We start from the raw sequence: 25,046 nt of genomic DNA on the forward strand, positions 1-25,046 counted from the left end.
GCCACCCGCGAAACGAAAGCGCCGTTCACGGAGCGCAAGTTACGTTTTCCCGAAGGCTTTGTTAAGTATGGGTGAAGGCAATCCCCGCTAGTTGACCAGCGATTCGATTCGGGCAAAGACTCGAACTATCGTATCAGCAATTCCGATACGTGTCATCACGAACAGAGACGCGTTCCTCGGCTTTGCTGCACGCTAATAGTCAAACTAGAAAACGCATGAAACCTGCATCCTACCTGCCAAAGCTTTCAGTGGCTCTGATCGCCGCTGGATCCGGCTCCCTCTTCGCCCAAAGCGTTGACGAGCCGACGACCGATAGAGTCTACGACCTCGAAGGCTTTACCGTAACCCCGCTCGAGCAATTCGCCAACCAAGCGATCTACGGTGAAACTCCGATATCCTTCTCGGAGGTCGGAAAAGAGGATCTAGACAAATACCTAGCGTCCCAGGACATCCCAATGGCGCTCAATTTCACGCCTTCCGTCTACGCAACTAACCAAGGTGGCGGAGCCGGCGATGCCCGTATCAACATCCGCGGCTTCGACCAGCGCAACGTCGCTGTCATGATCAACGGCGTTCCCGTCAACGACATGGAAAACGGCTGGGTCTACTGGTCCAACTGGGACGGCGTCGGCGACATCGCCTCCTCGGTGCAAGTCCAGCGCGGCATTTCCAATCTAGACCTCGCCGTGCCTTCCATCGGCGGTACGCTGAACATCATGACCAGCCCTGCCGGCCAAAACCGAGGCGGCATGCTGAAACAAGAGTTCGGATCAGACGGATTCTCCAAGACCACCCTCATCGGACACACCGGGCTCATCAACGACAAGTTTGCCGCCTCCGCCGCCATCGCTCGCAAAATGGGTGGCAGCTACATCGACGGAGTCTGGACCGACGCATGGAGCTGGTACATGGGAGCATCGCTACAATTAAACGATGCCAACACCATCGAGTTCTATGGGTTCGGCGCCCCTCAGAAACACGGGCAGAATCTCTACCAACGCAACATCGCCACCTATAGCGAAAGCACCGCTCGCAGCTTCGCGAACTTCGACGAGGAAGCCATCGACACCTTCTACGAGCGCGGCTTCGCCTACAACGAGACTTGGAACTACGTAGACGCGTCCTACACGGCCCCGCAAGCCGACCACCACGGCATCGGCCCTCGCCGCTTCGAAGGTTACATCAACGAACGCGAGAACTTCTACGACAAGCCGCAAGTCAGCGCCAACTGGTACTTCCGTCCAGAAGACAGCCAGTGGTCTTGGGACAACGTGCTCTACTACTCCGGCGGCGAAGGCGGCGGCACCGGCACCTACGGATCCGTTTCGCGAGTGTCCGACTTTGGTGGATACTTCCACCGCAACCGCGACTGGGACGCGGAGATCGCCCAGAACCAAGCCAACCTCGACAGCGCCGGACGCGCTGAATCGACCGGCATCCTGCGCAACTCTCGCAATAACCAGTACACCATTGGCTTGATTTCCAAGGCAACCTACGAAGCCTCTGAAAACTGGACCACGTCCTTCGGCCTCGACTGGCGCACCGCCGAAATCCAGCACTTCCGCGAAGTGCGCGACCTGCTTGGCGGCGACTACTACCTAGAGAACGAGCAGCAGAAAACGCTCGGCGGCATCATCGACTACAACAACACCAACACGGTCGACTGGCTCGGCGGATACTGGCAAGCCGCTTACGAAAAAGACGATTTCTCCGGCTTCGGCATGATCGGGCTATCACAGATCTCCTACAGCTTCCAGGACGACTACAACTGGGTGAACGGAGCGCCTCTCATAGTCGATTCCGACACCTTCGACGGGATGCAGCTCAAGCTCGGCGGACGCTACAACCTAAACGAATCCACAAGCGTGTACGCAAATTTAGGATACGTTGAAAAGGTACCAATTTTCGACAACGTCATCGACGACGGCTCAGGCGAAAAGTACCTCAACCCTCCTGACGAAATATTCGTCAACTACGAGATCGGCGTCAACTACACCGGGGCCGAAGGCAAGCTAACGCTCGGAGCCAACTACTATCGCACCAACTGGGACGACCGCGCCTTCTCGCGTCGTCTCGAACTTCGCCAAGGCGAGCAAATCGTATTCGACGAGTACGTGAACATCAGCGGCGTCAACCAGCGCCACCAAGGGCTCGAGTTCGAGGGCAGCTACCGTTTCAATAACCAGTTCAGCCTCAACGCCGCCGTTTCGCTCAATGACTGGGAATACACCAACGACGTAACCGCTCGCGTCCCCGGCCTCGACTCGGACTTGCAACAACTCATCCCTAGCCAGTTCGACCTCTACATCGCCAAGCTGAAGGTGGGCGACGCGCCGCAGACGCAGTTCTCCAGCAGCCTCACTTACACACCGCAAAGCGGCATGTACTTCACGGGCGCGATGCGATACAACGCTGACAACTACTCCAGCTTCGACCCGCTCAGCCGTACCAACGAAGACGACCGCATTCAAAGCTGGAAAGCGCCAGACTTCACAGTGTTCGACTTCCATGCCGGCTGGAAACTCCCCACCGATACCGACATCGAATACGAAATCTTCGCAAGCATCCTCAACGTCTTTGACGAAGAGTACATCCAAGACGCAACCGACTCCGACAGCTTCAGCGGATACCACACCGACTACTACGGCGACGAAGACCTAGGGATCGTAGGAAGCGGAGACTACCGCGACCTGCACGACGCCGACAGCGCCGCCGTCCACTTCGGAGCGCCTCGCCGCTTCAACGCCGGCATCAAGATGAGCTTCTAGGACACCGAAAACTCACCGTTCTGAGTTCAACCCAAAACAAGAGGCTACGCCGAAACGGCGTAGCCTCTCTTGCATTGGAGGCGACTATTCGCCCCCTCGTTTGGGGTTGGTTTAGCTCAATACAGCGAATGGCAACATTTCTGGCTCAACCAGCCATTCGAAATCATCGTAAGCCATCCGTATCAATTCCGTGTGCGTGCCCGCAGAAAAGAAGATATAGTCATCTTCCGCCAACTCCGGAGCAACGTAGACCTTCAGTCCGTAGAGATTTCCAAAAGGCGGGATCGCGCCTAAGTCACAACCGGGAAACCGATCCACGAAGTCTTCTTCATGGGCTAAGCTCACCCTTTTGGAACCAACGATTTCAGCCAAAAAGCCCAGATCGATTTGCTCCGATGCCGGCAGGACCGCCATCACCAGCTCATCGTCCAGCTTGACTACAACAGTCTTCGCCAAATCCCACCCAGAGACGTGGGCTCGCGCCGCCACCTCTTGGGCAGTGTACGCAGGCGAATGACTGATTCTCTGGTACTTGATCCGATGCAGATCCAAGTACTCGGTTATTCGAGCGATAGGCATAACGCTCACCTCCTATAGTTTCTAGTTCAAGGCCCTCGCCTCCAGCGAATGGCCGGCGACAAGAACCACGCCCTTAAGAGCGCACGTGCGGGGTATCTGTTGTCCGATTGTTGCTTGGAAAACGTCGGCGTCTCGACCGGGGGCCAGACCGTCGGCGGCAATGTATCCACTCTAGGAGTTCAAACGCAAAAGTCGAGCCCGCACAATTTGCAGCCTCCGATGAATTCCATAAGGCGCACAACCATAGTAGCTTCGCTACTGCAAAAAGCTTCAGGGTGTATCGAGCCCGCCCCCACCAACCGCTGCACGGAAGCTGAAGCTCAAGCTAGAGGCCCTCTTCGAGAGGCTTTTCCCTTAGGCAAAAGGCGAGTTCGAATACCGCTCCACTATAATCCGTATCCACATACCTGAGACTGCCCCCGATGTGTCTCGCCAGTTGAGAACTTATCGCCAAACCGATTCCCGCGCCCCCACTCTTTCCGCTGTTCATGGGCGCGAAGAGACGATCTCGCAAGCTAGGCTGAACTCCCTTCCCGGAGTCGCTTACGATCAGGCTGGCACTCTCTCCGTCGCTCGCCAATTCCACGAGCACCCAGCCTCCATCGGGCGTCGCTTCCAACGCGTTTTTCACCAGATTCGAAACCACGAGGCTTACGATGCTGCTGACCGAATTATCCATAGCCAAATCGCCCGGGCCCGTTACGGTAAAAGCGATCGATCTCGCCGCAGCCTTGGCCGCGAATCGCGATTCCAAGGCATCGAACAGGTCGCTAGCATGCGTTTCGTAGGACAAACCGCTGCTGGCGTCCTGCAGCACGGCAACGACTTCCTCGACCATGCGCTGCATCCGTTCCGCTGCCTCGCTCGCTCCCCTCCACTCCTCTTCGTCCAGCGTGGTATCGCCCGCCCTGCGAGCGCTCACCACCTGTCGCAAGCCAGCCAACGGGTTCTTGATCCCGTGAATCAAATGGGCCGTAACCGACCCCACTGCCGACGTACGAGCGAGCATCGCCAGCTCCGCGTTTGCCCGCTTCAAGCGAGCGGCATGCCGCAGCACACGAGCATTCGCCTCGCTCAACCTTCGCCAAGCCAGCCAAAACAACACGAAGATGGCCAGACCGCCCAGGCCCACGGCCACCGCAGCCTGACGCATCAGGCGTTGGTCCAGCACCGCGAACTGTCGTGCCAGCGAACTTCCATCCATCAAGTAGCGCGCCGTGCCCAAGGATACCGCTCCATCGGAACTGCGTAGCGGAAGATAGATGTCGGATACCGCCACCAAACGGTCCGCCGCAAAATCTACGTCAACAAAGTCCGACAACCAAACGTCCGGAGAAAATTGGGAACTCAATTCCCCCTCGGCGAGCTCCGCCAAAACCTGTTCAGGAAGGTTACGCTCAATCAAAGAGCCAGAGGAACTCTGCGAAAGCTCGCCATTCGCATCAAACAGCTGCACCGCAAAAACGCCCTCCACGGAAGCCGTTTCCAGCAAGGCTCCCCACAGTTCGATTTCCCCAATCGCCTCAAACTCGAAAACCAAGTTCGCGTCCCTTTCGACTTGGGCAATTTCGTTGCGTACCAACAAATTCAATACATGCGAGTCAACGTCCCGCAGCTGGGATCGAATATCGTCCCTCACCGAAAAGGTAACCAAAGTTACCACCGTCGCAAACACGATGAGGAGCCCGAACAAGACACCAAGACCCAAAGTCATGGGGCGTCCAGATTCACCTAAGCTCTCGTCGTCGTTCCTGCGCATTACCTAGCTAAGTCCAACGGCATCAGCCGTTAAAATCAAGACTCCGCATTGCCCCGTCCCGAGCAGGCATGAGCCCCCTCGACTCAAGCCCAAAGCAAGGACGCGGCCGAACCCACTCCGACCGCGCCCACTCCTATGTGTGACGGCTTCTGATTGAAGCAAAACGTACCCCATTAATTCCTCGATCGACGCGGCTCCGGCTGCCCGGCCCGCATGTCCTCCATGACCTGACGTCGGCGCTGCTTGATCTCGTCGTGCAACTGTCTCAACTCTTCCAGCAACGCTTGACGGTAGGCCTCACGCTCTTCGGCGCTGAGGTTCTGCATTTCCTCGCGGGCCTGGCGCTGTCGAGCTCTCACTTGATCCCGCAGAGACGCCATGTCGCTCCTGAGATCGTCGAGCTCCAACGGCAATTCGTCGCGAGAAGCCATGCGATCGTCGCGACCTTCCCGCATCAAATCCCTTACCTGCTTCGCGAGTCGCTTCTGCTTGGCAATCACGTCCGCGTTGGCGCGATTAAACTGCTCGCGAGCGGCTTTCAACTCCTCTCGCGTTGGATTCTGCCCCAGAGCCGCGCGGGCTTCCTTCCAAGCGGCTCCCAGAGCGACCTGAGACTGCGTGTACTCGGCGTAGATGGCCCGCGCCTGTTCTCCCCAGACCGCGTCTTCGATCGCGCCTCGCACCCCCGAGCGAAGGTCGCGAATCAAGGCAGAACGCAATTCCCGCGAGGCTCTGATTTCTTCAGCGTATTCCTTTTGGAATGCCTCTCGGGCCACTCGAATCTCTTCTGCCGTGGCATCATCTCCCGGCCGGTAATGCTCGATCCAAGCGTTTCGAACCGCCGCCTGAGAGCGACGCAAAGCCAGCACTCGCTCACGAATCGATTCAGGAGCTTCGTCCGGATTCTTGAGCCACTGCGCGATCAGGTGTTCGTCCCGCTGAAAACGGTGCTTGGGCATTTCTCGCTCTTCTCCTCCGCTCGTTTGCGCCTGCGAGACTGCAACGAGCGAAAGCAAAGCGGCGCCGAGCAAAGCTAATATTTTTCCACCACGTTTCATTACCTTTATTCCTAACAAAGTCACCGATGCGACCGAGCTCAAGTCTGCATAGCATGCGCCAAAGCGACCTTGTCTCCTTTTGCCTTTGCCTATCTGTGACTTACGAACTCCCTCGGCGCGAAGTGAAGCCCCTTGCCCCTGGCTACTGGGAAATAGCTCCCAGCGTAAAAGCAAGCCCGAGCGCTTCCGACGGGTAATAATCACCGACAAAGCATACCATCAACAGCCGGCAAATCCCTACTCACAGGGGACCTAGAGGCTGCTACATGGGAATTCCCTCGACTCGACCAATCGCCCGTAGGCGATCAGGCCTAGCTCCCTTACAGAGTTTAAATTTAAATTACTCAGTCACGGTCGCGGGGGTTGAGACGGCTAAAAATTCACCGATTGCCGGATTCGGTCCCGCCTGCGTCGCTAGCGCCAACTCTCGATCGCAGGTGGAACCGCAACAAAAAGACCTAACCACCAACTTACACCGCGAACCCTTATGAGAGTTACCCGACTTTTTAGTAGCCGCATCATTCGTTCCGCCTGCACGTCATTGCTATTCGGATACATATCCAGCCAATCATTCGCCCAAGAGAAGGGGGTGCTGCGCGAAGTTTGGGCTAACCTCGAAGGCTCAGGAATCGAACACCTCATCAACTCGCCCAACTATCCGCAGGCTCCTACCCTGCGAGACATTCAAGCCAGCTTTTCCGCTCCAGCGAACTTCGGCTCCCACTACGGGACTCGCATGAGGGCTTACCTCACCCCAGTCGCAACAGGTGAATACACATTTTGGATACAGGGCGACGACAATTGCGTCCTGTACTTTGGCAACGACGGCTCTGCAAGCTCAGCTCGGCTCATCGCCTCCGTCCCCGGCTATACGAATTCTAGCGAGTGGGAGAAGTACCCCGAACAACGATCTGCATCGATCACGCTGGTTGCTGGCCAAAGCTACTACTTGGAGGCCCTTCACAAGGAAGGCGGAGGCAGCGATTTCGTTAACGTTTACTGGGATCTTGCCGGCAGCTTCGATCGAAGCCCCATTCCTACGGAACGTCTCACGCCATTTGAAAACGCGCCCGCCTACGATCCGGAAATCGATCTCTACGTGGAGGCGGGAGCTCAACAAGACATCTTCCTTCCCGCCAATTCCTACCAGCTTTCCGCCAGCGTCTTCGCAAGGAACGTATCCAACGAAACCCTCGCGATCGCGTGGAACCAAACCTCGGGAAGCGCTGCCCAAATAACGGGAGCCGACACGCTCACGCCAAACGTCGTCGCTTCGTCTGCAGGAGATCGCACGTTCCAAGTATCCATTTCCACACCATCCGAGACAAAAACCGACGAAGTAACAGTCAGGACTCACCGCCCCTTAGTCGAAGGAACGGGACGCTTTATCCAAGAGCTCTGGCTGGGCGTGGATGGCTCTACGATCGAAGGCCTTCTCGCCCATCCGGACTTTCCAAGCAGACCTCACACTCTTCGCGAAACAAACAAGCTAGAGGGACCCCGCAATTGGGCAGATAGGTACGGAGCGCGTACCCGCGGAACCATTACACCTCCTGCCACTGGCCACTACACGTTCTACGTCATGGGAGACGACGACACTGCCCTGTTTCTCAGTAGCGACGAATCTCCCGAGAACAAGGATCTCATCGCCTTCACTCCAGAAAACACCGGAGAGAAAGACTGGACAAAATTTCCCGAGCAAATCTCCGAACCCGTTTTCCTGGAAAAAGGCAAAAACTACTACCTCGAACTGCTCTTCGCGGCCCGCTACGGCAGCGACTTCCACGGCGCTGCATGGAGCATAGAGGGAGGACCGATAAAAACCATCGGCGGCGAATTTTTCGTCGCTCAAACTCCCGCCAACCATGCGCCTGATTTCGACACGTTCTCCACTTTCGCCGTGGAAGCAGGTCCAAATCGTACTCTCTACAGTCCCGACAATACGACCGCCCTCTCCGGCAAAACCTTGAAGATCCAAGAATCCTACACAGTAGAGTCCGTCGCTTGGACCCAGATTTCAGGTCCAGCGACCGCAACGATTTCATCCGCAACTGAACTTTCCACTCCAGTCACGCTTCCCCAAGAAGGCGAGTACCTGTTCGATCTATCCGTTATAGCTAACGGTATTGAAGCATCGGATACAGTTGAGGTAACTAGAAACCCTCGCCTCAGTTCAGACACTGGCGGATTTACACGAGAAGTTTGGCTTGGCATCAAGGGCGAGTCCGTCGAGGACCTGAGTTCCCTGCCCGACTTCCCCGAAAACCCACACATCGTCGACCAGCTCAGCTCCCTTTCCGGCCCCGAAAACTGGGACTACAACTACGGCTCCCGCGCCTCGGGTTACTTGATCCCCACTCGCACCGGACCGCACACTTTCTATATCACAGCAGATGATGCCGCCGTTTTGAATCTGTCCAGCGACAGCTCTCCAGCTGGACTCCAAGAGATCGCACGATCCGGAAGACGCTCCAAAGGCGACTTCCGCGATCCCGAGCAAATTTCCGCTCCGATCGAACTCGTCGCCGGAACCCGATACTTCATGGAAGTGCTGCACAAGCAGTACTACGGGAACGATCATTTCCAAGTGTCATGGAGTTTTGGTGACGAACGTTCTCCAGTCCCAATCGGTGGCGGCAATTTGGAACCCAGCAATCCTGACGCGATCCCGCTCGACTCCAACCTGCCAGAGTACGCATTTGCCGGCCCGGACCGCCACTACTACGCTCCCACCCGAGCCTTCGACCTGACGGGAGAAATTCTCGAAGTCGGACAGGAAGACAACTTTCGTAAAGTCGCTTGGTCCCACCTGGGCAAAGCGGAAGGTGTTCGTATAGATGATCCATTTTCGCTCTCTGCAAGAGCATCCGTCCCGGGCGAAGGAACTTACACCTTCCGACTGAGCTTGGAAAGCTCAGGCAAGAGTCACTACGATGACGTATCCATTCGCATACTACCTCCGCTATCCCCTGATACTGGCGGAGCGAATCGCGCGGTCTGGCTAAACGTGGAGGGTTCGCCCATCGAAAGCTTGCTCTCGATCGACCCGCTTCTCCGCTCTCCCACTTTCGACGACCTAATCCCAAGCCTGGAGACTCCGAGCAATTGGACCGACAACTACGGAACGCACATCATCGGGTACGTCCATCCACCCGCCACAGGGAACTTTCAGTTCTGGCTCGCTGGCAATGATGCAGCTGAACTCTATCTGTCACCGGACGAAGCTCCAGAGAACAGCGTTCTCATCGCGTCCATGGAACGCGCAGTGGGACCGCGCGATTGGGATCGCTACCAAGGCCAGCAATCGGCTGCAGTTCCATTGCAGGCGGGCAAACGATACTTCCTCGAAATCTTGCACAAGGAAGGCAGCCGATCGGACAACCTAGCTGTCGCTTGGAGCGGCCCCGGACTGAATCCCCGCGAAGTGATTTCTGCCGGATACCTTTCGCCGGTCTATCCCGCGCCGAGCGCTCCTCAAGAAATTCTCGTCTTGGCCGGAGCTGACCAAAATATTCGGTGGCCGCTCGATACCGTAGATCTCTTTGCTCGCGTGTACGACCAACAGGACGGCCCGGAGAGCCTTGAATACCAATGGTCCGCCTCGCACCCTGACGTATCCTTCAATCGCCCGGCGGCGGTCTCCACGCAAGCAAGCCTTCCCGGCCCTGGAACCTACCCAATAAGCCTCACCGCATCCGACGGCGAACACTTCGCGACTGATACTTTGACAGTTATCGTAGCTCCCGCTTTCAGCGATTCAGTGGGATCCATCACCCGCGAGGTATGGCTAGATCTTCCTGGCTACCGCTTGGAAGACCTCTTGAATAACGAACGCTTCCCCAGAAGCCCTGACATTGTGGATACGATCGACTCCTTCGATCTTCCCCGTCACTGGGCGGACTACTACGGTACCCGCGTTCGCGGCTACCTGATTCCTCCAACAACTGGAGACTACCAATTCTACATTTCCGCAGATGACTACGCTCGAGTATCCATAAACACAGACAGCCAGTCTTTTGAAGGCCTAAAAGAAATCATCGATAGCCAAGGCTACTCTGAGTACCTCCGCTGGGATCGCCGCGAGGACCAATCATCAGCAATGATTCGACTAAATGCCGGGCATGCTTACCCGATCGAATTGCTACACCGCGAGAAAAACGGGGGAGATCACGCCGTACTTGCTTGGAGAAAGCCGGGCTCTAGCGAAATTGAAGTAATCTCCGGCCACTACCTAGCTCCTGCAGTGGAAGCGGAGCCCGCTTCTAAAAACCTCATCGTTTTCGCCCCAGAAGACATCATCCAACGCTGGCCTCAAAATACATTCGACCTGAGCGGTCGGGCCATCGATCTGGCCTACGGTCCAGAGTCGCTCAAAACCCGCTGGGTGCAGACCTCAGGCCCAGGACAACTCACCCTGAGCTCAACGATCGACCTCGAAACCAACGCCCACGTGTCGGAGCCGGGTGAATACACTCTTCGCCTCTACGCCTCGGACGGTAGCGAGGAAGTCTACGACGAGATGAAAGTCGTCGTCGAGGAGGCCCTGTCATCGTCCACAGGAGCGGCCACCCGATCGAAGTTTCTCGAGATATCTGGCGATCGGGTCGTCAATCTCGTCGCCAACCAAAAGTTCCCGAACGCTCCAGACAGCCAAGTACCCCTTTCGCGATTGGACACCCAAAGCAACAGCGATGGAGACCAGTATGGAACCTTGGTAACAGGATTCATACACCCGCCCGAAAGCGGCAAATACCGTTTCAGCGTCACAGGAGACGATTGGGTAGAGTTGTGGCTCAGCGTAGACTCGAGCCCCGATAATAAAGCGCTCATCTGCTTCACCCCAGCCGCAACGAATCAAAACGAATGGGACAAGTATCCAGAATACCAGACATCGGTTGAGATAGAGCTTCGAGCAGGACAGAAATATTACCTCGAGATCCGCCACAAGGAACACTCATGGCGCGACCACTTCGCAGTCGCATGGCTCCGTCCAGATGCGAGTGAAATGTCCATCATTCAAGGAGCGTACCTGTCGCCCCTTGATAAGGACTCCGTAATCGACACTCCAGAGATCAAAGTTCTAGGTACGCCTAGCGTCACTCTCGAGGTAGGAGAGACCTTCGTTGATCCTGGATTCATAGCCACCAACAGCGCTGGCCAAAACATTGACGACCAAGTTGTAGTGACCAACCACGTCAACACTGAGGTAGCAGGCACCTATTCGGTACGCTACCAAGTAGTCAACCCGAGCACTGGCTTCGCCGAAACTGTAGTACGGACCGTAAACGTCGTACCTGCCCAAAGTCATCCAGCCAACTACCCGGACCCCTCGTGTCGTCCGCCCTTGATGGTTGAATGGGAGGAGCCAGTGCCCGGACAAATCTCCGCCTCTGAAGCGTCACGCTTCCTCGCCCAAGCAACCTTCGGCCCCACCAAACAGGATATCGTACGCGTACAAGAAATTGGATACGAAGCATGGATCGACGAGCAAATGGCTTTGCCGCCGACCCTCCACATGGAGCAGATGCTGGCATTGCGCCCGGCACTCGATGAACTGGACTTTCGCGCCTACTCCGACGAGCGTCTCGTCACTTGGTGGACCACTGCCATCACCGCACCCGACCAACTCCGACAACGAGTGGCCTTCGCTCTTAGCGAAATCCTTGTCCTGTCCGACAAAAACACCTTCGGACGACTCGGCCTGGCAACTGCCAACTACTACGATATTCTCGTCCGAAACGGCCTAGGCAGCTACGAGCAGATCCTGCAAGAGGTCACAGTCAATCCCCTGATGGGCGAATATCTCACCCTATTGCGTAGCGACAAGGCGTCTCCAGACGAAAACTACGCACGCGAAATCATGCAACTGTTCTCTATCGGCCTCATTATGCTGAATCCCGATGGTACGCCCCTCTGCGACGTCAATGGACACGAAATTCCAACTTACGACAACGAGCTAATCATAGAACTGGCGCGAGCTTTCACAGGGTGGACCTATGCCGGCTCCGAGAATTTCAACTACACGCCTTACGGAGGTACCGACTACTTCTCGCCAATGGTTCCCTTCGACGAACACCATGACTTTGGAAAGAAGACGCTCACAGGAGGCTACACGCTTCCGCAAGGCCTCTCCCCCACCGAAGACCTGAAACGCTCCGTCAAGCATTTCGCTGACCATCCAAACGTCGGCCCCTTCATCGGGTATCGATTGATACAACGTCTCACGACTTCGAATCCAAGTCCCGGATACATCTACCGCGTCGCTAAAACATACGACAACGACGGCAACGGGGTCCGGGGCAACCTCGCCGCTGTCGTGAAGGCTATCCTTCTGGACCCCGAGGCCCGCGATCCGGAAACATACGGTCGCGGTCGGTTCGGAAAACTTCGCGAACCCATCCTACGGCTCACTCACCTGCTGCGCAGCTTCGAGGCCGAGTCCTCAAGCAACCCACCCGTTTTTGGACGCTATCCCGTCAGCAACACGACCGACGCATTCGCCCAATCCCCCCTGCAAGCTCCAAGCGTATTCAACTTTTTCTTACCAAACTATGCTCCTCCTGGACCATTGATGGACCGCGGTCTCGTGGCGCCAGAATTCGAGACGACCACCGAGATCACGACTGTGGACACCGCTAATTTCTTGCACGAAACCATCGGCTCAGACGTGCCGATCTGGTGGCGCTACTCCACCTCGATCCGACCAAACCTGTCAGAACTCAACCGTATCGCAGCCGACTCGAACGCTATTCTGGACGAACTAAACGTACTGCTCATGTCCGGCGGCCTCTCAACGGAAACCCGAAACATAGTGAAGCGGGTGCTAGACGAAATCGACCAGCCGGAGGAGCGAGCGCGCACAGCACTAAAGCTCCTCATCACCAGTCCCGAGTTCTCCATCCAAAAATAGGACCGCACACGGCTAGGAATCAGCCGCCTTACTCATAATCCAACTTCAGAGCAATCTCCATGAATTCAGATATCGATCTCAAAACTGTCAATCGCCGCAGCTTCCTTCGCCTCTCCGCCTGCGCAGCGGTCGGTACGTCCAGCTTGTTTTCAACCCTCTTCAATCTTCGCCAACTCAACGCGGCTGCAGCCAACACCACCTCTGGCAGCGACGACGACTACAAGGCGATCGTTTGCATTTTTCTCTACGGCGGGAACGATTCAAACAACCTCCTAATCCCCAGCGACGCAGCCACATACGCCACCTACGCCGCAGGACGCGAGCAGCTCGCTATCCCTCGCGACCAGCTCCTCGCTCTCAATTCCCTCAACTCGGACGGACGCTCCTTCGGTATCCATCCCTCAATGACAGGCTGTCATGAGTTGTTCAACAGCGGCGACCTAGCCCTCGTCGCCAACGTCGGTACTCTCCTCGCTCCCGCAACCCTCTCCGACTACCGGAATCGTACCGCAGCGATTCCCGACCACCTTTTCTCCCACAGCGACCAGCAAGTTCTCTGGCAAACTTCCGTCAACGAGAACGCTTCCGTAGATCCCACTGGTTGGGGCGGACGCATTGCCGACTTGATCCACTCCACCCACAACAACTCCAGCATCTCGATGCTCGTTTCCCTTTCCGGATCGAATTTCTTCCAGGTCGGACGTACCCTCCTTCCCTTTCGTACCAACTCAAACGGTTCATCCACCTACGACATCCTCAACGGCTGGGACAGTCACGCCACCACTCGGGCCGAAGGATTCCGGCAATTGCTAGACAAGGACTACGCCAACCTCATGGAGCAAGCGTTCGCCGATATCTCCAATTCCGCGATCAAGAATGCGGATACCTTCAACGCCGCCATCGCTGCGGCCGACGAATTCGAAATGCTCCCGGACACTAGCCTTGGACGCCAGCTCCGCATGGTCGCCAAGATGATCCAGTCACGCCAAGAGCTCGGGCAGCGGCGACAGGTGTTCTTCGTAGCCACCGGCGGATTCGATACCCACGGCCCGCAGCTTGACTCCCACGCCGGTCTTCTGGGCGGCCTCGACGCCGCGATCAAAGGCTTCCACGAAGCCCTCGGTTCCATCCAGGCCCAAGACTGCGTCACTTCCTTTACCGCCTCCGACTTCGGTCGCACCTTCGACACCAACGGGCGTGGCTCGGACCACGGCTGGGGCGGGCACCACATCGTGATGGGAGGAGCCGTCAACGGACAGCGAATCTACGGCGATTTCCCGGACATCAATTTCGGAAGCGCTCACGACACCGGCCGAGGACGTTGGCTGCCCACGACCTCCGTCGACCAATACGGAGCCACCTTGGCTCGCTGGTTCGGCATCCCAGATTCCGAACTCCCAACTGTTTTCCCCAACATCTCAAACTTCGCCACCTCGAACCTAGGCTTTATGAGCTAAAGAGAACGCAGGAGCACGCTTGCCACGAAAACTCTAAGATGCATCCAAAATTCAACTACGCCATCATCGGAAGCAGCCTCCTCGCTTTCGGCATCTACCTCGGGACAAAATTAAGTCACCGGCCCGAAGAAATAGAACCGTTCTCCAAAAATCCCTCAAAGAGCGCCCAAGAGATCGAGCGCATTCGATCCATCCCCAAGCCCCAAGCTCCGGATCCTTCCGTTCCCGTTCAAACCAAGCCCCCTGCCGTTCGAATCAACGCATTGGCTCAACTGAACGACCCGAGTCACGAGCCGCAGACGGACATCCGCATCATCGAACACCTTTTCGGCCAAGTGCGCACCGTCTTTCACGAGCTCCCCAGCGGCGACCATCAGGAGATCGTAGCGTTCCTAAGAGGGAAAAATCCCCGAGCGATCGAATACCTGCCAGCTGACGATCCCAACCTAAACGACGAGGGAGAAATCGTGGACCGCTGGGGAACGCCCTTCTTCTTTCACGCCCTGAGCCGGCACCGCATCGAAGTGCGCTCCGCAGGCCCCGACCAAATCCACTGGAGCGGCGACGATATCGTATCCGAATCCCAAGACGCACCAGCGACCTAAGCCGCTCCCGGAGATCACTTACCCTTTTTCGTCTTCCTATAGCGGATGTAATCTCTAGCGACGCCAATGCGGCGGGCTGCCTTGGATACGTTTCCCCCGCACTCGTCGATGGCGAGGTCGATCAATCGATCGATTGCCGCTTCCAAAGAGAAGCCTTGCTCCGGCAGAGACCAGGCCGGATTGAGCCAATCTCCCGCAGCGCCAAGCGGCACATTCGGACTTTCCGCAGTTTCGACAGCGTTAGGCATCCCCAGAAATTCCAAGCTCTCCGCATCTCCAAGCACTAAGGCTCGTTCGATTTCGTGCTCGAGCTCACGCACGTTGCCAGGCCATTCGTAATTGCAAATCCACCTGCGGCAGCGTTCCGAAAAAGCCGCCTTCTTGTATCCATATTTGCGCGCAAGCCCCTTCAAGAGGTGCTCCGCCATACGCAGAGCATCCTCTCCTCGCTCCCGGAGCGGAGGGATCGTGAAGCTCAACAAATTCAGCCGGTGGTAAAGGTCCTCGCGAAACTCGCCTCGGGCAGACAGGTCTTTTAACGACCGATTCGAGGCCGCGATCAAACGCAGGTTGATGTCGACTTGCTTGCTGCTGCCCACCCTGCGGATCCGGCCTTCTTCGATGGCGGTCAGCACCTTGGCCTGCAGGCTCGGACTCAAACTCGCGATCTCGTCGAGAAAAAGCGTTCCCCCATCCGCTGCTTCGAACAAGCCAATGCGGGCCTGCTTCGCGTCCGTGAACGCTCCCTTTTCATGACCAAACAACTCCGACTCTGCCAACTGCTCCGGCAAGGCCGCGCAATTCACAACCACCAGCTCCTTGTCGCTGCGCGAACCATTCGCATGCAACCAACGCGCTACGCTCGACTTTCCAGTCCCCGTTTCGCCTTCAATCAATACCGGCGGAAGCTTGTCGCTCAACCTCCGGTCCGCTTCGATCACCTTGCTCAATTGCCCGCGAAAGACTTCCAAGGAATCGCCAAAAAACAAGCCCTCGTCCGCAGTCTCCCCGCGACCGCTTTGGTTGCGATGGCGCTTCAAGCGAGACTCGCGCCGCCCGCTTTGGGCTCTCCCCAAAACCAGCGGGATCTCCTGCGGATCAAAGGGCTTCGCCAAATAGTCGCTGGCCCCGCGACGGATAGCATCTACGGCGGCCGCCACGCCGCCATCAGCCGTCATGATGACGATCGGGATCTCACCCTGATCTTGAGCCACCTCTATCAAGTCCAAACCCAAACCATCCGGCAAATTCACGTCCGCCAAGACATAGTCCAAAGGCAGGTTCTCCAGCGCATTGCGTCCCTCCGCCAAGGTTCCCACCGCAGTACAGGCCGCGCCCTGACTCTCCAAGTAGGCCGCCAAGCGCTTTCTCAGCAAAACTTCATCTTCAACAATCAAGATTTCACGTCCACCCAGCAATGCGCTCATGTATCCAACAAGTCCCGACTTGCCCAAAGAATCAAGCCCAACCTCACGATCGCATTTCACGCTTTCCTAGCGAGACGATTCGCTGCAATCTTCCGGTATGGATATGCAATTCCTCCTCGCCTCGTTCGCCAACTTACTCCTGAGCGTTACCTACACCATAATCTCCCTCTTCTGCGGCGTATACGCGATCAAGATGATCGACCGATTCCTCCTCAAGAAGATCGATATCGAGGAAGAGCTCGGCAAGAACAACATCTCCGTCGCCATTTTCGCCGCCAGCCTCCTCCTTTTCGTCGCCATTATCATTTCCTTCGGCCTGCGAGCCTAGTGAAGCGGACCTCCCCAAAGTTCCTTTGGATATTCCTAACCGTCATTCTCTGGACGGTCGCCACGCTCACCCAAGAGCGGCTGAGCGAACGAGGGTACCAACCACCGCCCGAGCCATTTCGTATCATAGAACCGGATACAATACCGCCGGACGAATTAGAGCTTAGTCTAGCAGCCTACGACTCCGGGGAGATTGAGGACCGTCCATTCCTATTGCCCGCAGACGCCCTCGCCGTCTCCCTCTCTTCCCGCACCCGCATCCGCGAACGCCAAATCAAGAACCGCCCCGCCGACTCGGCGGAGATCAAACACGATAAAGGCTACCTCTTCGTCGATTCGAACAAGCAAACCTTTGCCGCCTCCAAGCTCGGTCTCGACTTCAAGCATCACTTCAAGAACAGCTTCCTCGTCGGGTACAAGCCTTTCGACGTAAGCGAAATCTGGATGCCGCATGAAGTCCTAACCATGCGCCTCAAGTATCAGCTGGATAAGGACAACTTCGCCGGATTCCAGGAGATTTGGCTCAACTCCTACGAAGCTTTCAAGCGCGGTCGCGGAGATTGCGAGGACCATGCCATCGCCCTCGCCGACTGGCTCATAGAAATGGGCGAAGACGCCCGCGTCGTGACCGGCACCCACAACGGCGGCGGACATGCTTGGGTCGTCGTCTTGCGTGAGGCGGGAACCTTCCTGCTGGAATCCACCAGCAAGAAACGGCGACGCCTCTTCAGCTCCTACCCTCTAGCCAAGCTCGCCACCGGCTACGCTCCAGAAGCCATGTTCAATCGTGAGTACTACTGGATAAACAAAGAGCCTGACGAAACAAGCAGCTACACAGGCAAGCATTGGTTCAAGAACGGCCGGATAACCCGTTAGCCATAAAATTTTGCCGCTCCCTCTGGCCAAACCGCCTGAATGCTGATTGAACTTAGCTTTCCCCCAAAAAAATCCCCCCAAAAAAACTATGATGCTACGCATGAAGCGCCTCCTGCTCCTCGTCCTGGCAACGTTCGCATGCCGAGCCTTCGCCGACGACCGCCCCAACATCGTCTGGATCTCCGCCGAGGACCACGGTCCGCACCTCGGCTGTTATGGCGACAGCTATGCAACGACTCCTCATCTGGACGCCTTTGCCGCAAACAGCCTTATCTACACCAAAGCGAGTTCCAACGCCCCCGTTTGCGCGCCCGCCCGCACCACCATCATTTCGGGCATTTATCCACCGAGCCTCGGGGCCCACAACATGCGCAGCCGCGTCCCCTCGCCCAGCTACCTGAAGTTCTTTCCGGTCTACCTGCGCGACGCCGGCTACTACACCACCAACCAGAGCAAAGAGGACTACAACCTCGAAACCGACGACAAAGGCTGGCACGAATCCTCCCGAACGGCCCACTGGAAAAATCGCCCCGATCCACAGCAACCCTTTTTCGCAGTCTTCAACTTCACCGGCACCCACGAGAGCCAGATCCGCAACGACAACGAATCCCCGCATCACGATCCCGCTCTCGCCCCCATTCCTCCATATCACCCCGACACTCCCGAAACACGCAAGGACTGGGCCCAGTACTACGATCGCTTGAGCAAACTCGACGCCTACTTCCAAAAACGTCTCGACGAAATCGAAGCCGCAGGACTGGCCGACGACACCATCGTGATATTCTGGTCCGACCACGGGTCCGGAATGCCGCGCGGCAAACGCTACCCTGGCTGGTCCGGACTCAATGTCGCCATGATCGCCCACGTACCAGAGAAATACCAACACCTCGCCCCCAGTGACTATATGCCCGGCGGAAAAAGCGATCGTCTCGTCAGCTTCGTGGACCTCGCACCCACGACCCTTGCCCTCGCCGGCATAAAAATTCCCGACTACTATCACGGCCAAGCCTTCCTCGGCCCAAACCTCGCCCCCGCTCCCCGATACTCCTTCGGCTTCAAAGGCCGCATGGACGAGCGCATCGACGAATGCCGCACCGTTACCGACGGACGCTACGTCTACATCCGCAACTACTATCCGCACCTGCCACACGGCCAATACCTTTGGTACCAGCAGCAAACGCCTACTACCAGCAAGTGGTATCAACTTTTCAAGGACGGCAAGCTAAACGCCGTGCAATCCGCCTTCTGGCAAGCCCATCCCGCCGAAGAGCTCTTCGACCTCGCCAACGACCCGCATGAAACCGTTAATCTGGCCAAGAACCCAGCCCACCAGCAGACGCTCACGAAACTGAGAGCCGAAATGGCCGCCCATCAAAACCGCACCCGCGACCTCTCCTTCATTCCTGAACCCATGCTTCGCAAACCCACCCTCGCCGGAGTTTCGCCTGCTGAATTTTTCAGCAACTACTTCGAGCCCAATTCCAACCGTTTGGAGCTAGGCAACGACTCCGTATCCAAATACTGGAGATTCGCGAACCTCCTCTCCGCAGCGCCAGAGGCAGTGAAAGCCGCCCTTCCGGAAGCGATCGACGCGACCAACGACGACGAAGCCTGCGTAGCAGTCGTCGCTTCCGAACTGGTCGCACTCCACGCCCGCGATGCGGAGATTCGCAAGCAAGCCCTCGAAACGCTCGTCTCCTACGCCCGCTACCCCGAAAACGAGCTCATCCTCAGCCTGCAGGCCGGCGTCGCCCTCGACCACGCCCACCAAGCCGGAATCGAGCTACCGGAGTCCGCCAAACAACTCGTGGCCGACCACGAGAGCATTCCCGGCTGGGCGAAGTCCTATCGCCCCCGTTTGCTGGAGCGCTTTCAGGAGTAGTACGTCGCGCACCCAACTCGCATAAAATTTGGTAGGGTCGGCGCTTGCGCCGCACCGCAGTGCAAGATCTCGACGACGCGGCAGCCCTACAGACGTTTCACCTAGGCCAAGAGCGTTACGCTAGACCATTCGCCAAGTTCGTGGATTTGGATGTCCTTCCAGCCGCGCAGGGGAGCGAAGGCTGCCTTCACCTTTTCCGCTTCGTGCGTCAGAATTCCGCTGAGGATCAGCGTTCCCCCGTCCGCCACCACCGGAGCGATGGTTTCGCAAAACTCGATCAACACGACCGCCAAGATATTGGCTAAAACCAGATCATAAGGCTGCTTGGAAAAGCCGCTCAACAGATCGTCCACCGAAAAGGGAAGGTCCGGCGTCTCGTTGAGCTCGCCATTTTCGATGGCGATTCGTACCGCATCCGGATCATTGTCGAATCCCGTGACGTCACCAAAGCCAAGACGCTTGGCCGAGATGGCGAGGATTCCCGAGCCACAACCGGCGTCGACCACTTTCAAGCTGCTGATCTTGTCTGTACCAATGCGTTCTCTCGCCTCGATCAAACGCTCCACGCAGAGACGAGTCGTGCCGTGATTGCCAGTGCCGAATGCCATACCCGGGTCCAGCCAAACTGCCTCGTGACCGTCTGGTAGCTCGTATTCACCTTTCAACCACACCGGCACCCAATGCAGCGGCCCGATAGACCATGGCTTGAAGTGTTCCTTGTAGCTGTCCTTCCAGTCTGAATCCTGGATCTCACGTACCTTGGCATCGCCTGATACGTTGGCGATGCCGGAGAGTTCCGTCCAGGCGGCGATGGCTTCCTGTTCCGTATCGTAGATGCCTTGCACGCGGTAACCCTTGGCCTCGAAATCCTCGAAGAGGTTCCAGCGGGTCGCGTCCTCGACTTCGAAAACGGCTTCTTCTAAAACAGCAAACTCCTCTTGGGAGACGAATACAGTAATTTCGTACATGGCTAAAAATGGAATTGTTACTGAGCCTTGGGGCCGCGCTTGAATACGCTAGCTCCGATGATGCCGCCCAGAGCTCCTTGGATGAGGGAAAGAGCGGAACCTGCAGCCAACATGACCCCTACGACGAGCGGACGTACCTGCTCCAAGGTTAAGTTTTCCGCAAATTCTGCCGCCTCGGGCTGTCCGTCTTCATAGAACTTGCGCAAGATCTCTTCGCGAGCCGTTTCGAAATCTGCCTCGGTGAATCCATTGAAGAACACGATCGCGAACACGCCGAAGGCCACCAACATTCCCAAGAAGGACGATACCGCGCCCAGCTTCGCTCCAGTCCCAGCAGAAATGGTGATACTGTGCCGCTTGGCAAAACTTCCGGCCGCCGCGAAACCGCCGATGATGTAGTGGATGCAGAGAAAGATGTAGCTGTAGCCGACAAACCCAAGCACCGCCACGATGGCCGCCGCGATCAGGATCGACTTCTTCTTGGAGCAGGTGTCGAGGTCGACGATCTCGCCCTCTTCGTGTTCGTTCATGTCACTCATGATTCAGGCAGCATTGTCGCCTCGCTTCCAAGGTGGCGAGGCAAAATTCCTAGGCGTGGCCGGTAAAAACCTCCTCGACCTCCGGCTGCCGACCGCCCGTCAGGTCCAGTCGCTTGCCAACATCCGGAAGCTGCCCCCGGAACCACGTTCGCTGCTTCTTGGCAAGGCGACGCGTGTTAGTCGCAATCTTTTCGGCCAAGGTGGCCAGATCGTATTCGCCTCGCAGATACGAGATAGTTTCGCGGTAGCCAATCGCATTACAGGCGCTCGGATTGCGCTCGATCCCCTCTCGCAATAGCGACTCGACCTCCGAGACCAGCCCCGCTTCGAGCATCAAATCGACGCGCTGGGCGATACGCCGGTTCAGCTCCTCCTTGTCTCGTTCGAGAATGCAAAGCGACTTGGGAGCTTCCACCAGGGCATTGGTCTGGCGGGCGAAGTCAGCCTTAAGTTCCTGCAAGGTTCGCCCCGATTCGATACAGCGCTCCAAGGCCTTGGCAACGCGACGGGGATTGTCCACGTCCAATCCATCCAATCCCTGAGGATTGCGCTGCCTCAACGCTTCGACTGCAGACGACAGACCTCCCTCCATCAGTTCCGCCGCCAGAGCTGCGGTTTCTGGCGAAACGCTTACCGCATCCACTACAGGATGGAAGAACGCTTTCAGGTAGAATCCGCTTCCCCCCGTAACCAACACCTTTTTATTGCGGGCTTGGATGCGACGTATCGTCGCGATCGCCATTTCCACATATCGGCCAATATCCATCTGCTGCGACGGCTCCAGGAAGTCGATGAGATGATGCGGCACGCGAGCCATTTCCGCCGCGCTCGGCTTGGCCGTCCCCACGTCCATTCCGCGGTAGAAAAGCAGCGAATCGCAGTTCACGATCTCGGCGCCATTCTCTTCCGCCCAACGTAGTGCGAGCTCCGTCTTCCCCACTGCGGTACAGCCGGTCAGACAATAAATCCGCTGCAATGGCCCCGATTCGACCTCGTTGTTCTGTTTGTTCCCCTGCATTTGTGACTCTTGAGCTACCAAGCAGTTACGAGCGCGTTACATGTCGACGTAGCGAAAACAATTGACTCGCGCCACCCTGATCGAGCGTCATTAACCATAGAGCGTAACCGTACCGAACCTCCTCGGTCAGCTCGCAACTCATGAAGAAGCCTCCGCTCAGATTCAAGACGATCTTCATCTCGGACGTCCATCTCGGCACCTTGAACTGCAAAGCGAAGGAGTGCCTGCACTTCCTGAAAAACACCCGCTGCGACCGACTCGTCCTCAACGGCGACATCATCGACGGCTGGCAACTCGGTCGTGGCAGCAAGTGGGGCAAGATGGACACTAAATTTGTCCGCTACGTCCTAAAGCGAGTGGAAAAGCATCAGCAGGAGGTCATCTACCTGAGAGGCAACCACGACGACATCCTCAGCCGCTTCCTCCCCATGGAGTTCTCGACCGTCAAGATCGTGGAGGACTACATTCACGAGAATCCCAACGGCCGCTACCTTGTCCTGCACGGGGACGTCTTCGACACCATCACCAAGAATTTCACCTTCCTCGCCCACCTCGGCGACTGGGGCTACAAAATGCTGATGAGCCTCAACCGCTGGTACAACAAGTACCGTTCCTGGCGGGGCAAGGAGTACTACTCCCTCTCCAAGGCTATCAAAGCGAAGGTCAAGAAAGCGGTCAGCTTCATCTCCGACTTCGAGGAAAAGCTGGCCAAGCTTGCCGCCTCCCGCGGCTGTAGCGGAGTGATCTGCGGGCATATCCACACCCCGGCCGACAAGCACTTCGAAAACCTGCACTACTTGAATTCCGGCGATTGGGTCGAGTCACTTTCCGCCATCGTCGAACACCAGGACGGCCGTTTCGAGCTGGTCCACTTCAAGGACTTCGTGCTGGAGTACCCAATGAAGGAAGAGGGAACCCTAGCAGAGGCGGAGGAAGAGCTGGAGTCCGCGCTGTCGCCGAAACTCTTCGCAGAGGGGTTTTAGGGCGAAAACGCCGCGACACGAAAGTTTCGTAAGAAATTTGTGACTTTAGAGGTCATGGCATAGTCTAATGCCTCGATTCCAGCTAGCTAAATGGCTCACTACCAACAAAAAAAGTTGGATAGCCGTTTGCGTTAGCATATTTCTTACATTTCCTCTCACCTCCAACCACATCTAGCATATATGGCACAAGAAAATACCGAAGCAGCCACTAGCGCCGCTAAATCAGCAGAGTCTTCAAACGAAGGCCTCATGGCCTTCTTCACCGAAGAGCGAGTAAACAGCATCGTGGAATGGGCCGCCGCAAACGGACTCAAGATCCTCGCGGCTATCCTCATCTTCGTCATCGGCAAGTGGGTCGTCGGCAAGATCCGCAACGGCGTGAAAAAAACCATGGAAAAGAAGCAGGTCGATCCCGCTCTCGTTTCCTTCGGAACCAGCATCCTCTACTACATGCTGATGATCGCTGTGATCCTCGCAGCTATCCAGCAAGTGGGCTTCCAGACCACTTCCCTAGTGGCCATTCTTGGTGCTGCAGGCTTGGCGGTGGGCCTGGCATTGCAGGGCTCCCTCTCCAACTTCGCATCCGGAGTCCTCATCATCATGTTCCGCCCCTTCCGCATCGGCGACGTTATCGATGCAGGAGGACACATCGGCAAGGTGGTGGAAATCGGCGTGCTCGTCACCATCATGCACAGCCCGGACAACAAGAAGATCATCGTACCGAACTCTTCCATCATGTCCGGCAGCATCACCAATATCACCGCTAACGACACCCGTCGCGTCGACATGTCAGTGGGAGTTAGCTACTCGGACGATTTGGATAAGGTGACCAACATCATCAACGACGTGCTCAACGCCGACGAACGCGTGCTCAAGGATCCAGCGCCTCAGGTGGTGGTATCGGCCCTGGCCGACAGCAGCGTCAACTTCCACGTCCGTCCCTGGACCAAGAAGGAAGACTACTGGAACGTTTTCTTCGATTTCCAGAAGACCATCAAACAACGTCTCGACAGCGAAGGCGTCAGCATCCCGTTCCCACAGCGCGACGTTTGGATGCGCAAAGCCGACTAAAAGTCCGCTCGAAAGCCTTTCAAGAACGAGCCGCAGACCTCCGGGTTGCGGCTTTTTTGCGACCGCATTCCTGTTGGGAAAGACCTTTTGATTCGATTTTCAACTCCCCAAACCACGGCACAAGGCAGCCGCCCGAAAAGAGCTCCACTTTCGCAGACCTCGAGCAAACAAAAGGCCACCACTCCCAAACGGAAGGGTGGCCCGAAAAGCTGAAAGGCTGCCATTCAACGCATGCTCACAGGCACGTCCAAAACTTCGCGCAGCACAATTGCTGTCTTAAGCGAATCGCGATCGCTCAAGCTTTTCTTCAGACGCTGACGTATTTGCCCTTCGGATACGGAGGAAACGCTCAAGGGGACCAACGGCTTCCCTTTAGCCATAGATCCGGCTTTTTCCTTCGCCATGCGATGGGCCTTCTTCGCCTCCTCAAGCTTCGCCTCGATCTCGCGGCGACGCTCTTCGAAAGGATCGACGCGGCCATGCGAAACCTCTGCCACCTCCTCTACAACCGGTTCAGGCTTTCGAGGCGGCCTCGCTGGACGTCGAACGATTTCCTCTTCCTCGGGCTCTTCCGCTGGCGGCTGAGGTTCGTCAAAGATCAAAGTTCCCGGACGCTGCCCGGTAGGTTCTGCGCTTTCACGTTGGCGCTCGAGAATCTTGCGGCGTATCTCCTCTTGTATCTTACGAGCTCGCTCAGCTGCAGCCGGATCATTCTCTTCCTCCTCCTCCGGTCCCTTCCCCTTGAGGGAAGAGATCATGTAGAGCAGGAAGATTACGACCGGGGCAAACTTCCCGAGATTGTCAAAAAGCCAGTCCATG

Annotated in this window: 17 protein-coding genes; 9 read left to right on the forward strand and 8 right to left on the reverse strand. The window is 56.8% G+C overall.

What is annotated here, in order from left to right; genetic code table 11:
• Positions 1-215: 215 nt before the first annotated feature.
• On the forward strand, positions 216-2,768 hold the full coding sequence (locus tag IEN85_RS02720; protein WP_191615534.1) for a TonB-dependent receptor: 2,553 nt from the start codon (positions 216-218) through the stop codon (positions 2,766-2,768).
• A gap of 111 nt (positions 2,769-2,879) precedes the next feature.
• On the opposite strand, the gene IEN85_RS02725 is transcribed toward IEN85_RS02720, so the two are convergent.
• The 3 genes from IEN85_RS02725 to IEN85_RS02735 all read right to left on the reverse strand — a co-directional run bounded on the left by IEN85_RS02725 (position 2,880) and on the right by IEN85_RS02735 (position 6,065).
• Positions 2,880-3,347, reverse strand: a complete 468-nt coding sequence (locus IEN85_RS02725) for an aminoacyl-tRNA deacylase (RefSeq protein ID WP_191615535.1) — start codon at positions 3,345-3,347, stop codon at positions 2,880-2,882.
• 325 nt (positions 3,348-3,672) lie between these two features.
• Entirely contained in the window at positions 3,673-5,106 is a 1,434-nt protein-coding gene (locus tag IEN85_RS02730) for a sensor histidine kinase (RefSeq protein ID WP_191615536.1), read from the reverse strand.
• A gap of 173 nt (positions 5,107-5,279) precedes the next feature.
• Positions 5,280-6,065, reverse strand: a complete 786-nt coding sequence (locus IEN85_RS02735; protein WP_191615537.1) for a hypothetical protein — start codon at positions 6,063-6,065, stop codon at positions 5,280-5,282.
• Between the two features lie 586 nt (positions 6,066-6,651).
• Here IEN85_RS02735 and IEN85_RS02740 point away from each other — a divergent pair.
• From IEN85_RS02740 to IEN85_RS02750, 3 genes are read left to right on the forward strand one after another with little or no spacing between them, the layout of a single operon-like run.
• Positions 6,652-13,074, forward strand: coding sequence for a DUF1800 family protein (locus IEN85_RS02740; RefSeq protein WP_191615538.1), 6,423 nt, complete (start codon positions 6,652-6,654; stop codon positions 13,072-13,074).
• A gap of 59 nt (positions 13,075-13,133) precedes the next feature.
• Entirely contained in the window at positions 13,134-14,531 is a 1,398-nt protein-coding gene (locus tag IEN85_RS02745) for a DUF1501 domain-containing protein (RefSeq protein WP_191615539.1), read from the forward strand.
• Between the two features lie 38 nt (positions 14,532-14,569).
• Positions 14,570-15,136, forward strand: a complete 567-nt coding sequence (locus IEN85_RS02750; RefSeq protein ID WP_191615540.1) for a hypothetical protein — start codon at positions 14,570-14,572, stop codon at positions 15,134-15,136.
• Positions 15,137-15,150: 14 nt separating this feature from the next.
• Here IEN85_RS02750 and IEN85_RS02755 read toward each other — a convergent pair whose 3' ends face one another.
• Entirely contained in the window at positions 15,151-16,623 is a 1,473-nt protein-coding gene (locus IEN85_RS02755; protein ID WP_191615541.1) for a sigma-54-dependent transcriptional regulator, read from the reverse strand.
• A gap of 37 nt (positions 16,624-16,660) precedes the next feature.
• On the opposite strand from IEN85_RS02755, the gene IEN85_RS02760 reads away from it, so the two are divergent.
• The 3 genes from IEN85_RS02760 to IEN85_RS02770 all read left to right on the forward strand — a co-directional run bounded on the left by IEN85_RS02760 (position 16,661) and on the right by IEN85_RS02770 (position 19,648).
• Positions 16,661-16,891: a DUF350 domain-containing protein gene (locus IEN85_RS02760; RefSeq protein WP_191615542.1), complete on the forward strand. Its 231-nt coding sequence runs from the start codon at positions 16,661-16,663 to the stop codon at positions 16,889-16,891.
• Complete coding sequence (locus tag IEN85_RS02765) at positions 16,891-17,766, forward strand: transglutaminase-like domain-containing protein (RefSeq protein ID WP_191615543.1); 876 nt, start codon at positions 16,891-16,893, stop codon at positions 17,764-17,766. Before IEN85_RS02760 ends, IEN85_RS02765 begins: the two co-directional genes overlap by 1 nt.
• A gap of 100 nt (positions 17,767-17,866) precedes the next feature.
• On the forward strand, positions 17,867-19,648 hold the full coding sequence (locus tag IEN85_RS02770) for a sulfatase family protein (RefSeq protein ID WP_191615544.1): 1,782 nt from the start codon (positions 17,867-17,869) through the stop codon (positions 19,646-19,648).
• Positions 19,649-19,749: 101 nt separating this feature from the next.
• Here IEN85_RS02770 and IEN85_RS02775 read toward each other — a convergent pair whose 3' ends face one another.
• The 3 genes from IEN85_RS02775 to miaA are packed head-to-tail and all read right to left on the reverse strand — an operon-like array spanning position 19,750 to position 22,173.
• Complete coding sequence (locus IEN85_RS02775) at positions 19,750-20,616, reverse strand: 50S ribosomal protein L11 methyltransferase (RefSeq protein WP_191615545.1); 867 nt, start codon at positions 20,614-20,616, stop codon at positions 19,750-19,752.
• 17 nt (positions 20,617-20,633) lie between these two features.
• Positions 20,634-21,155 carry a hypothetical protein gene (locus IEN85_RS02780; protein ID WP_224772421.1) on the reverse strand — a complete coding sequence of 174 codons (522 nt, stop codon included), beginning with the start codon at positions 21,153-21,155 and terminating at the stop codon, positions 20,634-20,636.
• 49 nt (positions 21,156-21,204) lie between these two features.
• A complete protein-coding gene (gene miaA, locus IEN85_RS02785; protein ID WP_191615547.1) occupies positions 21,205-22,173 on the reverse strand; it encodes a tRNA (adenosine(37)-N6)-dimethylallyltransferase MiaA in 969 nt (322 codons plus the stop codon).
• 140 nt (positions 22,174-22,313) lie between these two features.
• On the opposite strand from miaA, the gene IEN85_RS02790 reads away from it, so the two are divergent.
• Both IEN85_RS02790 and IEN85_RS02795 read left to right on the forward strand, forming a co-directional pair.
• Positions 22,314-23,156: a UDP-2,3-diacylglucosamine diphosphatase gene (locus IEN85_RS02790; RefSeq protein WP_224772422.1), complete on the forward strand. Its 843-nt coding sequence runs from the start codon at positions 22,314-22,316 to the stop codon at positions 23,154-23,156.
• Positions 23,157-23,336: 180 nt separating this feature from the next.
• Entirely contained in the window at positions 23,337-24,227 is an 891-nt protein-coding gene (locus IEN85_RS02795; protein ID WP_191615548.1) for a mechanosensitive ion channel family protein, read from the forward strand.
• Positions 24,228-24,451: 224 nt separating this feature from the next.
• Here IEN85_RS02795 and IEN85_RS02800 read toward each other — a convergent pair whose 3' ends face one another.
• Positions 24,452-25,045 (reverse strand): hypothetical protein, encoded by a 594-nt coding sequence (locus IEN85_RS02800; protein WP_191615549.1) that lies wholly within the window; start codon positions 25,043-25,045, stop codon positions 24,452-24,454.
• Between the last annotated feature and the right edge of the window lies 1 nt (position 25,046).

Origin of the sequence: Pelagicoccus enzymogenes, from assembly GCF_014803405.1 — a bacterium.
Lineage (GTDB): Bacteria > Verrucomicrobiota > Verrucomicrobiia > Opitutales > Opitutaceae > Pelagicoccus > Pelagicoccus enzymogenes.

Coding starts and splice junctions, on each gene's coding strand:
- IEN85_RS02775 (WP_191615545.1), bottom strand. CDS start 20,616: ATGTACGAAATTACTGTATTCGTCTCCCAAGAGGAGTTTGCTGTTTTA.
- IEN85_RS02760 (WP_191615542.1), top strand. CDS start 16,661: ATGGATATGCAATTCCTCCTCGCCTCGTTCGCCAACTTACTCCTGAGC.
- IEN85_RS02745 (WP_191615539.1), top strand. CDS start 13,134: ATGAATTCAGATATCGATCTCAAAACTGTCAATCGCCGCAGCTTCCTT.
- IEN85_RS02780 (WP_224772421.1), bottom strand. CDS start 21,155: ATGAGTGACATGAACGAACACGAAGAGGGCGAGATCGTCGACCTCGAC.
- IEN85_RS02790 (WP_224772422.1), top strand. CDS start 22,314: ATGAAGAAGCCTCCGCTCAGATTCAAGACGATCTTCATCTCGGACGTC.
- IEN85_RS02770 (WP_191615544.1), top strand. CDS start 17,867: ATGAAGCGCCTCCTGCTCCTCGTCCTGGCAACGTTCGCATGCCGAGCC.
- IEN85_RS02730 (WP_191615536.1), bottom strand. CDS start 5,106: ATGCGCAGGAACGACGACGAGAGCTTAGGTGAATCTGGACGCCCCATG.
- miaA (WP_191615547.1), bottom strand. CDS start 22,173: ATGCAGGGGAACAAACAGAACAACGAGGTCGAATCGGGGCCATTGCAG.
- IEN85_RS02720 (WP_191615534.1), top strand. CDS start 216: ATGAAACCTGCATCCTACCTGCCAAAGCTTTCAGTGGCTCTGATCGCC.
- IEN85_RS02795 (WP_191615548.1), top strand. CDS start 23,337: ATGGCACAAGAAAATACCGAAGCAGCCACTAGCGCCGCTAAATCAGCA.
- IEN85_RS02750 (WP_191615540.1), top strand. CDS start 14,570: ATGCATCCAAAATTCAACTACGCCATCATCGGAAGCAGCCTCCTCGCT.
- IEN85_RS02725 (WP_191615535.1), bottom strand. CDS start 3,347: ATGCCTATCGCTCGAATAACCGAGTACTTGGATCTGCATCGGATCAAG.
- IEN85_RS02800 (WP_191615549.1), bottom strand. CDS start 25,045: ATGGACTGGCTTTTTGACAATCTCGGGAAGTTTGCCCCGGTCGTAATC.
- IEN85_RS02740 (WP_191615538.1), top strand. CDS start 6,652: ATGAGAGTTACCCGACTTTTTAGTAGCCGCATCATTCGTTCCGCCTGC.
- IEN85_RS02735 (WP_191615537.1), bottom strand. CDS start 6,065: ATGCCCAAGCACCGTTTTCAGCGGGACGAACACCTGATCGCGCAGTGG.